The following is a 12955-nucleotide window of genomic DNA, read 5'->3' on the forward strand; positions in this document are numbered from 1 at the left end:
AGAGCGCCGCCGGGCGCCAGCTTCAGCCCTTCGGTCATCAGCCACATGCCGAGGAGAAACAGGCCGATCCCGCCCAGCAGGGGGGCGAACACACCAAAACTCAAGGCTTCTCACCCATGACGGACAATCCAGAAACAGCGAACCTAGCAGCGCCAAGCCCGAAAAGGCGACGCTTCACCAGCAACCCCGCCGCCTACGTTTCTCGCCTAAGATAGATTATCGGAAATATGATACGATGAAAACGGTAGCCTGCGGTCTGGCGAGGCTGTGGCGAGGCTCTCGCGCCTAGAACAGATCGAGGTCGCCGTCGTCGTTTTCGGCGCCGTAGTTGACGCCCGTGGCCGCCCCCTCAATGCGCTTCACAACATCGCCAAGGGTTATGTGGCTCAACGCTGAGGTGAGATCGACTGCGGCTTCTTCACTGGCCTGCAAACCAAGGTCGCGAGCGAAATTGGCCAAGGCCGTGAGGTGCTGATTCAGCAGATCGATGGCGTGAAGGTCCTGCATCACCTTGAGCCGCTCTTCCGGGGCGATCAACTCCAGCATCTTGCCGAGGGTGTCATCCAGGTGCTGCGAGGCATGGCAGGCCATAGCGATTTCACCAGCCAGCAGGTCCAGCGCCTTCGCGGGGCTTATGCGAACGCGTTCCAGAATCGTGGCGGCTGTGGCGGTCATGAATCGCTCCCCTAGGTCCGCCCACCCTGCCCCGCCGTCGCTTAAAAGCAAATGAACACTGGTCGACCAAACGTCGCAGGGCGCCTATGCGGGGCATTGGCCAAATCCCGCTCATACCGCGGGCAAGACGCGTTCTCCGCGGGCGATATCCTGAAGGGTGCGCAGATAGAAGGTCGGCTCGAGGGCTGTGATCCGTGATTCGAGGCTTTCAGCCGTTTCGCCGGGCTCCAGCGGCACGATCAGTCTGGCTACCTCAGGTCCATGGTCATATTCGCCATCGACAACATGGATGACCGCCGCGCTGGCGGTGGCCCCTGCGGCGATCACCGCCTCATGCACACGGCGGCCATACATCCCTTCCCCACCGAACTCAGGCAGGGGGCCGGGGTGGATATTGAGCACCCGCCCGTGAAAGCGCTGCAGGAAAACAGGGCCCAGGCGGCGCAAATATCCCGACAGGATGACCAGGTTGACTCCGGCCTCGACCATCGCCGCCGTCAGCGCCCGATCCGCCGCCTCCGGATCAGAGCGGGTCGGAATGTGGAGCGTCGGCACGCCCGCGGCGGCGGCGTGGGCCAGGGCGGGCGCTTGTCGATTGTTGCTCACAGCCAGCCGCGGCTCGGCCTGAAGCGCCCCGCTGGCGACAGCGCCCAGGATCGCCTGCATGGAGCTGCCATTTCGGGAAGCGAGAAAACCGAGATTAAGGGTCTGGTTATTCACGGGAAAGTCGCTGGTAGTTCATGCGTAAAGCGAAGCCCGTCAAAGGCAGGCTCAATCCCCGCGGGGAGGCGGGCGGTCAGGTCAGCATAATCAAGATCGATGTGCATATTGGTCAGTATCGCCCGTCGCGGTGCGACCCGCTCAATCCACGAAAGGGCGAGGTCGACATGAGCGTGGGTGGGGTGCGGCCGCCACCGTAGGGCGTCGACAATCCACACGTCGAGGTCTTCCAGCGCTGCGAAAGCCGAGTCTGGCAGGTCCACCACATCGCTGGAATAGGCGACGCCACCGAACCGGTAGCCAACGGAGCGGACCCCCCCATGGTCCTGGTCAAAGGTGGTGACCGGAATCGGACCCGAGGGACCATCGATGGCGAATCCCTCCCCCAGGGGCGGAAGAGCAACGGGCGTGCAGATGGCCGGATAGCCGCCCTCTGGCTCAAAGATATAGCCGAACCGCCTGGCCATGGTTGACCAGGTGGCGGCGTCCATATGGCAGGGAATGCGCGCCCGCTGGCGGATGAAGAAGGCCCGCACATCGTCGATGCCGTGCACCTGGTCTGCGTGGTCATGGGTCAACAGCACGGCGTCGAGGCGGGTGACGCCCGCCCCGGCCGTCTGCAGCCGAAGGTCTGGCGAGGCGTCCACCAACACCGTGGTCATCGGCGCCTCGGCCTCGGCGCTCACCCGTCGCACCAGCATCGAGCAGCGGGAACGGGCGTTGCGGGGATCGGCCGGGTCACAGGCGCCCCAGTCGCCATCGGCCCGGGGCACGCCGCCCGACGAGCCGCAGCCCAGTATGGTGAACTCCAGAGTCCCGCTCATGGGCGGGGAATCTTGTCGAATAGGGTGAAGAAGGCGTCTTCGGTGCGCGCCTCGGCCTCGGCCAGGGACCAGCCGCGGATCTCCGCCAGCTTGGCCAGGACGTGAGGCAGATAGGCCGGCTCGTTGCGTCGCCCCCGCTGTGGCACGGGCGCCAGATAAGGGCAGTCGGTCTCGACGATGATCCGCTCGGCCGGCATGTCGCCGATCACGTCGCGAACGTCCTGGGCGGCCTTGAAGGTGGCGATGCCCGAAACCGAGAACCAGGCGCCCAGCGCGGCGGCCCGCCGGGCGAGATCCGCGCCGCTGGTGTAGCAGTGCATCAGGATGCGGAAGGGGCCGGCGGCGTATTCCTCCTCCAGGAGCGCGGCCATGACCTCGTCGGCCTCGCGGGTGTGGACCACCAGGGGCAGGCCCGTCTCCCGGGCCGCAGCCACATGGGCGCGAAAAACGCGGGCCTGAATGTCCCGGGGGCTGAGGTCATAGTGGAAGTCGAGGCCGGTCTCGCCAATACCCACCACCTTGGGGTCATTGGCCAGATCGATCAGGGTCTGGGCCGAAAGCTCGGGGTCTTCCTTGGCCTCATGCGGATGGGTGCCGACGGTGCACCAGATGTCGTCCGCCTCAGCCACGGCGCGCACGGCGGAAAAGCCTGAGACCTTGTCGCTGATATTGACCATCAGGGCGATGCCGGCGGCCCGGGCCCGCTCGATCACCTGCGCGCGGTCCTCATCGAACTGGGGGGCGTGCAGATTGACGTGGCTGTCGATGAGCATGGAACAGGGACGATCGGTCAGGCGCGAGCGGCGATCCGCAGCTCGCGAAGCACCGAGAACAGGGCGTCGGCGCGATCAAGGTTCAGGCCCTCGACCTCGCGCGGCAGGGTGGTCAGCCTCTCCCATGCCTGCGCCCAGGGATCAAGACCGCCCCGCCCCGCCCCGGCCCGTTCCCGGGCGAGGTTGTGCACCCGGTCCCCCAGCCGCTCCATGAACAGGGCGAAGTTGGCCGCCCCCTCCCCGCCCCGGAACCGGTCGGTGAGCGCCAGGGCCGCAGCCTCATCCAGATCTGGTAGGTGGGCGAGGATTTCGCGAGCTGCGTCGTCAAGGGCGAGGGCTGCGCCTGCAGCCATGGTCAGGGCCCGCCCCGGCGCCTCGCCCGACATCCGCGCCAGACGCAGGGCCTCCTCTGGATTGGCGCGGGTGTGGTCGCGGACGAAGGCCGCCGTGGCCTCCAGGCCCAGCGGCCGGAACAGCAGGCGCCGGCATCGGGACCGGATGGTCGGGAGGAGTCGGCCCGGCGAATGGGAGACGATAAAAATCACCCCCCGGGGCGGCGGCTCCTCCAGGGTCTTCAGCACCGCATTGGCGGCGTTGACGTTCAGGTCGTCGGCCGGGTCGATGATCGCCACCCGGTGGGGCGCGGCGGCCGGCGACTTGGAGAAGAAGTCCGACAGCTTGCGCGCCTCGTCCACTGGGATGGATTTGCGCAACTTGCCGTCCTCTCCCATCCGCTCGATGACCAGCAGGTCGGGGTGCGAGCGGGCCGAGACCTGGCGGCTCACCGGATGGTCGGGATCCACCCCCAGCACGCCGTGGCCCTTGGCCGGCGGCGCCCCCAGCAGGCGGCGGGCGGCGCGGTAGGCGAAGGTCGCCTTGCCCACCCCTTCCGGTCCGGTCAGCAGCCAGGCGTGATGCAAGCGGCCCCGAGCTCGCGCATCTTCGAAGGCGGCCTCGGACGCCTCATGGCCGGTCAGGTCGAAGACGTCCCGGGGGTGGGGCGGTGCGGCGTCAGCCACGGGGAGCGGCTCCCAGGCGGTCTTCCAGGGCGGACCAGATCGACAGGCTGACAGCGTCCAGGGGTTGGGTGGCGTCGATGACGACGCACCGCTCCGGCTCGGACGCGGCGATATCGAGGAAGGCTTGGCGCAGTCGGCCGTGGAAGGCCTCGCCCTTGGACTCGAACCGCGTCTCTGCGCCTGCCCGGCTGGCCGCCCGCGCCAGGCCGGCCTCCGGCGGCAGGTCGAGGATCAGGGTCAGGTCGGGGCGCACGCCGTCGAGCACATGGGTTTCCAGGGCGGCGATGAAGGCCGGGTCGGTTCCGCCGGCGGCGCCCTGATAGGCGCGGGTGGAGTCGGCGAAGCGGTCGCAGAGCACCCAGGCGCCTCGAGCCAGGGCTGGGCCAATCACCCGCTCCACATGATCGCGGCGGGCGGCGTACATCAGCAGGGTCTCGGTCATGGCCGACCAGCGATCGGCCGCGCCGCGCACCAGCAGGTCGCGGATGGCCTCGGCCCCGGGCGAGCCGCCGGGCTCGCGGGTGGCCACCACCTCTTGGCCGGCGCCGGACAGGCGTTCAGTCAGGCGGCGCAGCTGGGTGGACTTGCCGCCGCCCTCCCCGCCTTCAAATGTGATAAAACGACCCTGGTTCACAGGCCCCAAATTGGCCGTTTCGCGCCGTAAGTCCAGGGCGGGACGTCAGTAGGGGTGGATGACGCGGGCGTCGGCGAAGCCGGCGCTGGCCACCTGATCGCGCACCGCCCAGGCCCGCCCCTCATCGGCGCCGACCTCCACCATCACTCGATAGAGTCCGCCGCCGGTCGGCTCGATGACGGCCTCACCGGCATATGCCAACTGGCTCGCCGCCCGTTCGGCATTGATCCGGTCACCATAGGCGCCGGCCTGGATGCGATAACTTGCACCCTCGGAGACCGCGGCGACGGCGGATGGCGCGACGGGTGTCGGGGGTGGCTGGGCTGGTGCCTTGACCAGGGTGGAATAGGGGATGGGCGCCGCGGGCAGGCTTGGGGTCGGCGCCTGGGCCCGCCGGATCCCCGGATCGCCACGGCCCCCCAGAGGCGCCGGCCCGACGTAACGCACCCGCACCTTGGCGAGGCCCTGCGCTTCAAAGCCCAACTCCCGCGCCGCCGCCCGCGACATGTCGATGATCCGGTCGCCAACGAAGGGGCCGCGGTCATTGACACGGACCACCACCTTGCGGCCGTTCTCCAGGTTCGTGACCTCCACCAGACTGGGCAGCGGCAGGGTCGTGTGCGCCGCCGTCATGGCGTTCATGTCGAAGGTTTCGCCATTGGCCGTGGTCTTGGCGTGGAACTGGGCTCCATACCAGGAGGCCGTTCCCACCCGATTGTAGCCAGGGTCTTCCTTGGGCACGTACCAGATACCGCCCACCTGATAGGGCTTGCCCACCTTGTAGGTCCCGCCTGTCCCGCTGGGCGCCTTGGTCCCAGGCGCCTGGGCCTGGGGCAATCGACTGGAAAGCTTGGGCTTGGGCGCGGCGCAGGCCGTGATCACCAGGGCGCCCAGACTCACGCCCACCAGGGTCCGCAGCGCGGCGCCGTCCTTTCTCTGGGCAAGCCCCATCTTCGCCTCCTTCGGTCAACCTTACCGGAGTGTGAAGGCCGGGCCTTGAGACGAGGTTAAGCCTCCAGTTCAACGGGGCATTGGATGCCGGCCCCCTTGCCTGCTATAGCCCCCCGCTCCGGACGGGTGGCCGAGTGGTTTAAGGCAGCGGTCTTGAAAACCGCCGTGGGTGAAAGCCCACCGTGGGTTCGAATCCCACCCCGTCCGCCATCCCCTTCCCCATGGTCGTCCACCGATCACGCCAGCGCTGGGCTTCAGTTCAGAAACGGCGTGGCTCCAGGCTGAGGGCCTTGCGGAAGGTGTTGTGATAGTGGCGCTGCGGCGGCTCGTTGCGGCCGAAGACAACCTCGATCATGAGGCCTGAGGCCAGGGCCGCGGCCACGACCGGGCCTGGTCAGGCTTGCCCGAAATATCTCTTCGACCATATTGGAACTATGGAACCCTTGGCCGCGATCACCGCCCTCTCCGCTCTTGCCCAGCCCACCCGGCTGGCGACCTTTCGCCTGCTGGTTCAGCACGAACCCGATGGGCTGCCGGCTGGGGAGGTGGCGCTGGCGGTTGGGGCGCCGGCGAATACGATGTCGGCGCACCTGGCGGTGCTGAGTCGTTCGGGCCTGGTCACCGCCGAGCGACGCAGTCGCTCCATCATCTATCGCGCCGACCTGGAGCAGTTGCGGACCCTGGTGCTCTTTCTGTTGAAGGACTGCTGCGAGGGGCGGGCGGAAATTTGCGCGCCACTGCTGGCTGATCTGGCGCCGTGTTGAGACGAAGGATCAAATGGACGTCATCATCTATCACAACCCCGCCTGTGGGACCTCGCGCAACACACTGGAGCTGATCCGGCATTTGGGGATTGAGCCCCATGTCATTGAATACCTGAAGACTCCTCCCGCACGAGAAATGGTCATTGATCTCGTTGGGCGAATGGGCGTCAGCGTCCGCGACGTGCTGCGGGAAAAGGGTACGCCCTATGCGGAACTGGGTCTTGGCGACCCTTCCCTGGCCGACGAGGCCCTGCTGGACGCCATCGAGGCCCACCCCATCCTGATGAACCGGCCCATCGTCGTCACCCCACAGGGCGTCAAGCTATGCCGGCCCTCTGAAACCGTCCTTGACCTCCTGCCGGCCGACGGACTCAAGCCCTTCACCAAGGAGGATGGCGAGGTGGTCGTCGACGCCGCCGGGCGTCGGGTTCGCTGATGTCGCGCCTGCGCGTTCTGCACGATCCCGACCACCTGCCCGCCCTCGATCCAGCCTATCTCGCCCACAGACCTGGCGCTGGGCTTGGACCCGAAGAACACCCTCCCAGAATTCTGCTGCTCTATGGTTCTCTGCGGGCCCGCTCCTATTCGCGGCTCTGCGTGGAGGAGGCCGCGCGGCTCTTGCGACGCATGGGCTGCGAGACCCGGATCTTCGATCCCTTGGACCTGCCCCTGACAGATCAGTGTCCCGAGGACGACCACCCGGCGGTTCGTGAACTGCGCGGCCACGCCCTGTGGTCAGAGGGCATGGTCTGGTGCAGCCCAGAACGCCATGGTCAGGTGACGGGCGTGATGAAACTGCAGATCGATCATCTTCCCTTGAACATGGGCGGACTGCGCCCAACCCAGGGCCGCACCCTGGCGGTGATGCAGGTCTCGGCGGGGTCTCAGAGTTTCAACACCGTCAACACCCTTCGCCTGCTGGGTCGATGGATGAGGATGATCACCATCCCCAACCAGTCCAGCGTCGCCAAGGCCTACGAGGAGTTTGACGAAGCTGGTCGCATGAGACCCTCGCCCTACTATGACCGCATCGTCGATGTGATGGAGGAGCTGGTCCGCTTCACCCTGCTGACTCGCCCCCATGCTGCGGCCCTGGTGGATCGCTATTCCGAACGGCGAGCCCGAGGTGCGCCGGTGTCGCCGGAATAGGACATTTCGGCCATCGCCCTCCGTCCCTGAGGAGCTCCCATAAGGCAGCCCATGCAACTGAGGCCGAGCTCGCCGCATTCTCATAGGAGAGCAAAGAGGAGCCGATCCGATGTCTGAGTCCAAGCCCGCCGCCCAGGCCGACCTGAGCCGTCAGGCGTTAAAGATGAAGGAAGAGGCCGTCGCGCCCGCCCACCCCGCCCCGGGCCAGACGGCCGGCGAGGGCATGGAGCCGAACCCCAATGGCGGGATCGCGCCATCCGGCGCCCTTGACGCCGAGGGCCATCGCCCGGTGTTGGAGCGATCGCGCAAATCCCGCTGAGCGCCCGCATGTCGCCTATTCACCGTCCGAGGAGCTATCTGTGCAAGTGCAAGTGAACACCGCCAACAATATCGAGGGCCGTGAGGCGCTTATGACGTCTATTGAGCAGGATATTCGCAACCGGCTGGCCCGGTTCGAGGCCCGGCTGACACGGGTGGAGGTTCACGTCGGGGACGAAAATGGAGAGCGCACCGAAGGCGACGACAAACGCTGCGTAATTGAAGCGCGTCCGGCCGGCCTCGGCCCGGTGACCGTCACAGAGCAGGCCGGCTCCATCGACCAGGCGACATCCGGCGCCCTGGCGAAGATGACCACGGCCTTGGACCGCGCCTTCGGCAAGCAGACGAACCGCAAGGGCCACTGATCGCCGCCGGCGGGGACGCTCAGGCGTCCTCGTCGGAAGCGAGGCGGTACCCCACCCCAGGCTCAGTGAGCAGAACCCGGGGCGCGGACGGGTTTTCCTCGAGTTTCTGACGCAACTGCGCCACCAACACCCGAACGAATTGAGCATCCACGGTCGCTTCTGGCCCCCAGACCGAGGCGATGATTTGCTTGTGGGTGACGACGCGCCCCGGATGTCGCGCCAAGGTCCTCACCAAATCGTATTCCCGCGGAGTCAGCCGAATCTCGTCGCCTTGGACGAAGGCTCGCCGGGTGGCGAAATTGACTTCCAGCTCGGCGCTGCGAAAGCTGGCGCGGCCTGCAAGGCGCAGATCCCGACCCCGAAGGGTCGCCCGGATTCGCGCCAGCAACTCCCCCACGGCGAAGGGCTTGTTGACGAAATCATCGGCCCCCAGATCGAGGGCGGCGATTTTCTCCAGTTCCAGATCTCGGGCCGACAGAACAACAATTGGCGTCTCTGACCACTCCCGAATGCGGACGATCACATCCTTGCCGTCCATATCCGGCAGGCCGAGGTCAAGGATGACGATGTCACAGGGCTCGCCCGCCAGATAGCTGAGCGCCGCCGCCCCCGTCTCCGCCGTGGTCACCACATAGCCCGCCGCCGTCAGCGCCGGGCGCAATGACCTGAGAATCTGAGGCTCATCGTCCACCAGCAGGAGGTGACCACCCTGGCTCATGGGGCGTCCATCGGCAGTCGAAGTGACAGGGTCAAGCCCGGCTGTGACCCATTGCCCCTGGCCGCAACCGCCCCTCCCATAGCCTCCATCAGGCCTTTGACGATGGAGAGGCCAAGCCCCGCGCCCTGCAGATTCTGGTTGGCCGTCGCCGAGCGATAGAACTTTTCGAATATGCGCGGCAGTTCAGCCTCAGGCACGCCGGCGCCCTCATCCCGCACCTCCACCAGGACGTGATTTCCCATGCGGCTGGCGGAGATTTCAATGAGGTCGGTCTCGGGACTGAAGCGGAGGGCGTTATCCAGAACATTCGCCAGGGCTTGCTCGAACAGGATGGGATCCCCGCAGGCGCTGAGCTGACTGTCCCGCAGCCGCAATTCGAGACGACGGCCCCCCTGCCGACGTTCATACCGGCGCAAAATCCGGTCAAGGCCCTCGGCCACATCAAATACGCTCGTCTGGGGGGCCAGCGCGTCGGCCTCCAGACGCGTCATGCTGAGGAGGTTCCCCACAAAGGCGTTCAGCCTTTCCGCCTCCTCGGTGATGGTGTCGAGCAGGTCCTCCTGCACATCGGGTTCAAAGACGCCGCCAAAGGTCCGCAGACTGGTGGCGGCGGCGAGGATCGCCGCGAGAGGCGTGCGCAGATCGTGAGAAATTGAAGACAGCAAGGCGTTTCGCAGAGACTCGGTGCGCTCCACCGCCTCAATCTCCGCCCACGCCCGGGACAGGCGGGCCCGGGCGATCGCAGTGGTTCCCATGTCCAGAAGGACATGGATCAGGCGGGTCTGGTCAGGCTCATCACCCTCTGACGCCGCTGGACGCCAGGCGGCGGCTCCCAGACGTCGACCCTCCGCCCAGAGGGCGCGAATCCGCCACCCGTCGGCGGCGAGGTCATGCGCGCCGGCGACCTCGCAGGCCGCAAGAGCGGTCAAGAGCTCATCTGTCGGCTCCAGGCTCGAATGCTTGTGAACCTGCCCCCCCATAAGCACGATGGCGTCTCCCCGCGCCGCCTCAGCCAAGCCCATTGTGAGCCGCTCGGCCATGGGCGATTCCTCGCCAAGGGCGGCGAAATCGCGACCTGCGTTGAAGAGGACCGCCGTCGTGCGCGCCCGATTCTGCGATCGGCTCGCCTCATCACGGACCCGCCCAGCCAGACCGCCCGTGAGCATGGCCACCGACATGAAAACGAGCAGGATCACGATGTCCTCAGACTCGATCCCGAAGGTGAAACGAGGCTCCACCAGATAGAAGTTGTAGCTGATGAACCCCAGGGCCGAGGCGAGATAGGCTGGACCAGATCCCAGCCGCACCGCGCAGATCAACACAGCCGCCAGGAAAATCATCGAGACGCGCGAATAGCCCAGCCACTGCTCCAGGAGCAGGGCCACAAGGTTCGCCGCCAGCACCACGAGAACGGCCAAACCGTAGCTGGTTAGTCGTCGGTGACGTCGGAGCGCGGTCAGGGCGTAGTCGCGCATAGGGACCCCGAGGGCCCGCGGGGCCAGTTGGCGAGGGTCCGCCGACGCCCTGCGCAGACCCGGGGGGGCCAAGGGGCGTCGGCGGACCAGGCCGGTAGCGGCCGGCCGAAACGGAAGCTGGAGCCTGCGGCTTCTCGGGTCAATTATACCGCCATTATGCCCATCTTATAAGGCCCCCGTGCTTGCCTCTGGGACCGCCTCACGGCTCTCTCTCCCCAGCCAGAGGAGAAGGCAGATGACCGTCGCCCAAGCCCTTATCGCAGGCCCGCCCTGCCCTCACGCCTAGGACGGTCAGCATGCTGCGTCCTGGACAGCCCGCGCCCTGGTTCGTCACCGGTTCCCCCATCAATCCGGAATTCGCCTTCGGGAGCCTGGGGGGGTTCTTCACCCTGATGGTCTTTTTGCCGGAAGAGCCCGAGGCCCGGGCGGACGCCTTGGCCCAGATTCGAGCCAGCAAGGCGGTGCGGGACCAGAAGAACATCCCCGCCTTCGCCGTCGCCCGCGACGCCGCCACAATCGCCACTGCGCAGAACGAGCCCGGCCTCTACTGGTTCTTTGATCCCAGCGGCGCGGTCAGTCGCCTCTATTACGCGTTGAACTCCGAGGGCGCGGCCAACCCCCACTGGGTGTTGATCGATCCGTCCATGAGAATCTTCGCTGTGGCGGGGATGGATCAGACTGAGACCCTGATGAATGTGGTCGCGCGCCTCCCGGCGCCGGACGACCATGCCGGCGTCCCGCTGCATGCGCCGGTTCTGATCGTGCCGCGGGTTTTCGAACCCGATCTTTGCCGGCAGCTGATCGGATTCTACGAAGGCCACGGCGGTGTTCCCTCCGGCGTCATGCGGGAGGTCCAAGGCAAGACCGTGCCGGTGATGGATTCCACCAAGCGACGGCGGGACGCCATGATTGAGGACGAAACCTTGCAGGCGCTCGTGCGCCATCGGCTTCAGACCCGCCTGCTGCCCGAGATCCTGAAGGCCTTTCAGTTCAGGGTCAGCCGGATCGAGCGCTACATGGTCGCCTGCTACGACTCCCAGGGCGGGGGCTTCTTCAAGCCGCATAGGGACAACACCACCGCGGGCACGGCCCATCGACGGTTCGCCTGTTCCATCAACCTCAATACCGAAGGTCATGATGGCGGCGAGCTGCGATTCCCCGAGTTTGGAACCAGGACCTATCGTCCTCCCACCGGCGGAGCGGTGATCTTTTCCTGCTCCCTGCTGCACGAAGCGACGCCGGTCACCCGTGGCCGACGCTATTGCTTCCTGCCGTTCTTCTACGACGAGGCCGCCGCCGAGATCCGCGCCGCCTACCTGGCCACCCAGGAGGCACAGGAAACTCAAGGGCTGCAGAATTCTGAGGGCGCCCGTGCCCAGGGGGCATCGCCGGCGAGTTCAGCCGAGGTTCCGGCTGAGCGGGCGCACCAGACCGCCTGACGCGCGCTCCATTTTTCACCTGGAACGCCTCAACCGGCCTCGGCCGCCTCAAGAGCCGCCACCTGCGCCACATAGGCCTCGGCGTCAAAGCTCTTGAAAGTGTTAGGCCCCATGGAGCGGACCGTCCCAAACACCGGCTGCGGCGGCCACGGCCGATCATGCAGGCCGAAGATCCAGCCGACATTGGCGTAGGAGTTGGCGTCTCGACCATCCAGGAGATAGCGGTTGTTGAGCGCGAGGACCGTCTCAAAGGCCGCCTGCGGACTGACCGACCACTGAAGGATCTTCTTTCCCCAGTACATGCGAAGGCGGTTGTGCATATAGCCCGTAGCCTTCATCTCGCTCATCGCGGCGTTCCAGTACCGGTCGTGCGTGAGGCCCTGTTCCAACGCCTCGGCGCTATAGACGTAGGGCCGCGAGTCCCCCGAATGGGCGGCAAGGGTGGCCCGCGCCCAGTCAGGAAGCCCGTCATACTGATCGTAGTCCGGCGCCCACCAGACATGGTTGATCGCCAGCTCCCGACGAACGATCAACTCCTCCAGAAAGGTCGCCCGGGATTCCGATGGTCCGAATTCGGACTGACGAACCGCCAAGGCGATCTCGACCGGGGAAATCTGGCCGAAATGCAGATAGGGGCTGAGATAGGACACCGCCGCGGCCTCAGGCTTACCGCGGGCGCTCGCATAGTCGGCGAGCCCGCCGTTCAGGAAATGCGACAGCCTCGCCCTCGCCTCGCCCTCCCCGCCCCGGAATCTCTTCACCGGCGGACAGCTGTGGTCGATCCTAAGGGCCCGGAGAGCCGTTTCGACGTCGCTGAGATCGATATCTGAGACGAAGCCCAGGTCGTCAGGCCGCGCCACGGGACGCGGCCGCAGGGGCGCAATGTGTTCGTCCATCACCCGGTGGATCCGGGGGCGAATGGTCCGGGCGGCATATTCATGCTTGTTGGAGACCAGGGCGATCGCCGCCACCACATCGCCCTCAACCCGGATCAGGCGACGGTCCAGCGCCTCAGCGAGGCGCCGGCGCCAAAGCCGCTGGACGCGCAGATAGCCTGCGTCGCAGATCACCAAGGCCGCCTCACGGGAGAGCTCCAGGGCGACGGCGTCAGGAACACCTCGCCGCAGGACG

17 protein-coding genes and 1 tRNA gene are annotated in these 12955 nt (G+C 66.4%); 7 read left to right on the plus strand and 11 right to left on the minus strand.

All coding sequences use genetic code 11. The features are described from left to right. Positions 1–285 precede the first annotated feature (285 nt). The 7 genes from Q7V15_RS10950 to Q7V15_RS10980 form a co-directional block, all read right to left on the minus strand. Positions 286–675 carry a hypothetical protein gene (locus Q7V15_RS10950; RefSeq protein WP_304755598.1) on the minus strand — a complete coding sequence of 130 codons (390 nt, stop codon included), beginning with the start codon at positions 673–675 and terminating at the stop codon, positions 286–288. 111 nt (positions 676–786) lie between these two features. Further along, positions 787–1395, minus strand: a complete 609-nt coding sequence (locus Q7V15_RS10955; RefSeq protein WP_304755599.1) for a phosphoribosylglycinamide formyltransferase — start codon at positions 1393–1395, stop codon at positions 787–789. After that, positions 1392–2219: an MBL fold metallo-hydrolase gene (locus Q7V15_RS10960; RefSeq protein WP_304755600.1), complete on the minus strand. Its 828-nt coding sequence runs from the start codon at positions 2217–2219 to the stop codon at positions 1392–1394. Before Q7V15_RS10960 ends, Q7V15_RS10955 begins: the two co-directional genes overlap by 4 nt. Beyond that, entirely contained in the window at positions 2216–2992 is a 777-nt protein-coding gene (locus tag Q7V15_RS10965; protein ID WP_304755601.1) for a TatD family hydrolase, read from the minus strand. The genes Q7V15_RS10960 and Q7V15_RS10965 overlap by 4 nt, the downstream gene beginning before the upstream one ends. A gap of 17 nt (positions 2993–3009) precedes the next feature. Further along, positions 3010–4011, minus strand: coding sequence for a DNA polymerase III subunit delta' (locus Q7V15_RS10970; RefSeq protein WP_304755602.1), 1002 nt, complete (start codon positions 4009–4011; stop codon positions 3010–3012). Next, the gene (gene tmk, locus Q7V15_RS10975; protein ID WP_304755603.1) at positions 4004–4645 is read right to left on the minus strand and encodes a dTMP kinase; all 642 of its coding nucleotides are present in this window, start codon (positions 4643–4645) and stop codon (positions 4004–4006) included. The genes Q7V15_RS10970 and tmk overlap by 8 nt, the downstream gene beginning before the upstream one ends. Positions 4646–4690: 45 nt before the next feature. After that, positions 4691–5596, minus strand: coding sequence for a septal ring lytic transglycosylase RlpA family protein (locus tag Q7V15_RS10980; protein WP_304755604.1), 906 nt, complete (start codon positions 5594–5596; stop codon positions 4691–4693). A gap of 120 nt (positions 5597–5716) precedes the next feature. On the opposite strand from Q7V15_RS10980, the gene Q7V15_RS10985 reads away from it, so the two are divergent. Beyond that, positions 5717–5806 (plus strand) — tRNA-Ser (locus Q7V15_RS10985). A 49-nt stretch (positions 5807–5855) separates the two neighbouring features. Here Q7V15_RS10985 and Q7V15_RS10990 read toward each other — a convergent pair. Further along, positions 5856–5978 (minus strand): hypothetical protein, encoded by a 123-nt coding sequence (locus tag Q7V15_RS10990; RefSeq protein WP_304755605.1) that lies wholly within the window; start codon positions 5976–5978, stop codon positions 5856–5858. A 52-nt stretch (positions 5979–6030) separates the two neighbouring features. Between Q7V15_RS10990 and Q7V15_RS10995 the strand changes: the two genes are divergently transcribed. The 5 genes from Q7V15_RS10995 to Q7V15_RS11015 all read left to right on the plus strand — a co-directional run bounded on the left by Q7V15_RS10995 (position 6031) and on the right by Q7V15_RS11015 (position 8192). Continuing rightward, positions 6031–6360 (plus strand): helix-turn-helix transcriptional regulator, encoded by a 330-nt coding sequence (locus Q7V15_RS10995; protein ID WP_304755606.1) that lies wholly within the window; start codon positions 6031–6033, stop codon positions 6358–6360. A 13-nt stretch (positions 6361–6373) separates the two neighbouring features. Next, the gene (arsC, locus tag Q7V15_RS11000) at positions 6374–6796 is read left to right on the plus strand and encodes an arsenate reductase (glutaredoxin) (RefSeq protein WP_304755607.1); all 423 of its coding nucleotides are present in this window, start codon (positions 6374–6376) and stop codon (positions 6794–6796) included. Beyond that, a complete protein-coding gene (gene arsH, locus Q7V15_RS11005; protein WP_304755608.1) occupies positions 6796–7509 on the plus strand; it encodes an arsenical resistance protein ArsH in 714 nt (237 codons plus the stop codon). Before arsC ends, arsH begins: the two co-directional genes overlap by 1 nt. Before the next feature lie 109 nt (positions 7510–7618). Continuing rightward, the gene (locus tag Q7V15_RS11010; RefSeq protein WP_304755609.1) at positions 7619–7828 is read left to right on the plus strand and encodes a hypothetical protein; all 210 of its coding nucleotides are present in this window, start codon (positions 7619–7621) and stop codon (positions 7826–7828) included. A 40-nt stretch (positions 7829–7868) separates the two neighbouring features. Then, positions 7869–8192 carry an HPF/RaiA family ribosome-associated protein gene (locus Q7V15_RS11015; protein ID WP_304755610.1) on the plus strand — a complete coding sequence of 108 codons (324 nt, stop codon included), beginning with the start codon at positions 7869–7871 and terminating at the stop codon, positions 8190–8192. Between the two features lie 19 nt (positions 8193–8211). On the opposite strand, the gene Q7V15_RS11020 is transcribed toward Q7V15_RS11015, so the two are convergent. After that, positions 8212–8910 (minus strand): response regulator transcription factor, encoded by a 699-nt coding sequence (locus Q7V15_RS11020; protein ID WP_304755611.1) that lies wholly within the window; start codon positions 8908–8910, stop codon positions 8212–8214. Further along, on the minus strand, positions 8907–10385 hold the full coding sequence (locus Q7V15_RS11025; RefSeq protein WP_304755612.1) for a DUF4118 domain-containing protein: 1479 nt from the start codon (positions 10383–10385) through the stop codon (positions 8907–8909). Before Q7V15_RS11025 ends, Q7V15_RS11020 begins: the two co-directional genes overlap by 4 nt. A gap of 296 nt (positions 10386–10681) precedes the next feature. Between Q7V15_RS11025 and Q7V15_RS11030 the strand changes: the two genes are divergently transcribed. Continuing rightward, positions 10682–11824, plus strand: a complete 1143-nt coding sequence (locus Q7V15_RS11030; RefSeq protein WP_304755613.1) for a 2OG-Fe(II) oxygenase — start codon at positions 10682–10684, stop codon at positions 11822–11824. Between the two features lie 29 nt (positions 11825–11853). Here the strand turns inward: Q7V15_RS11030 and Q7V15_RS11035 are convergent. Further along, a partial coding sequence (locus tag Q7V15_RS11035) for a deoxyribodipyrimidine photo-lyase (RefSeq protein ID WP_304755614.1) occupies positions 11854–12955 on the minus strand: 1102 nt, incomplete at its 5' end.

This window comes from Phenylobacterium sp. (genome assembly GCF_030651755.1).
In the GTDB taxonomy this organism is placed as follows: Bacteria; Pseudomonadota; Alphaproteobacteria; order Caulobacterales; family Caulobacteraceae; genus Phenylobacterium.

Coding starts and splice junctions, on each gene's coding strand:
- Q7V15_RS10950 (WP_304755598.1), bottom strand. CDS start 675: ATGACCGCCACAGCCGCCACGATTCTGGAACGCGTTCGCATAAGCCCC.
- Q7V15_RS11030 (WP_304755613.1), top strand. CDS start 10,682: ATGCTGCGTCCTGGACAGCCCGCGCCCTGGTTCGTCACCGGTTCCCCC.
- Q7V15_RS11025 (WP_304755612.1), bottom strand. CDS start 10,385: ATGCGCGACTACGCCCTGACCGCGCTCCGACGTCACCGACGACTAACC.
- Q7V15_RS10960 (WP_304755600.1), bottom strand. CDS start 2,219: ATGAGCGGGACTCTGGAGTTCACCATACTGGGCTGCGGCTCGTCGGGC.
- arsH (WP_304755608.1), top strand. CDS start 6,796: ATGTCGCGCCTGCGCGTTCTGCACGATCCCGACCACCTGCCCGCCCTC.
- Q7V15_RS11010 (WP_304755609.1), top strand. CDS start 7,619: ATGTCTGAGTCCAAGCCCGCCGCCCAGGCCGACCTGAGCCGTCAGGCG.
- Q7V15_RS10965 (WP_304755601.1), bottom strand. CDS start 2,992: ATGCTCATCGACAGCCACGTCAATCTGCACGCCCCCCAGTTCGATGAG.
- Q7V15_RS10980 (WP_304755604.1), bottom strand. CDS start 5,596: ATGGGGCTTGCCCAGAGAAAGGACGGCGCCGCGCTGCGGACCCTGGTG.
- Q7V15_RS11020 (WP_304755611.1), bottom strand. CDS start 8,910: ATGAGCCAGGGTGGTCACCTCCTGCTGGTGGACGATGAGCCTCAGATT.
- arsC (WP_304755607.1), top strand. CDS start 6,374: ATGGACGTCATCATCTATCACAACCCCGCCTGTGGGACCTCGCGCAAC.
- Q7V15_RS10995 (WP_304755606.1), top strand. CDS start 6,031: ATGGAACCCTTGGCCGCGATCACCGCCCTCTCCGCTCTTGCCCAGCCC.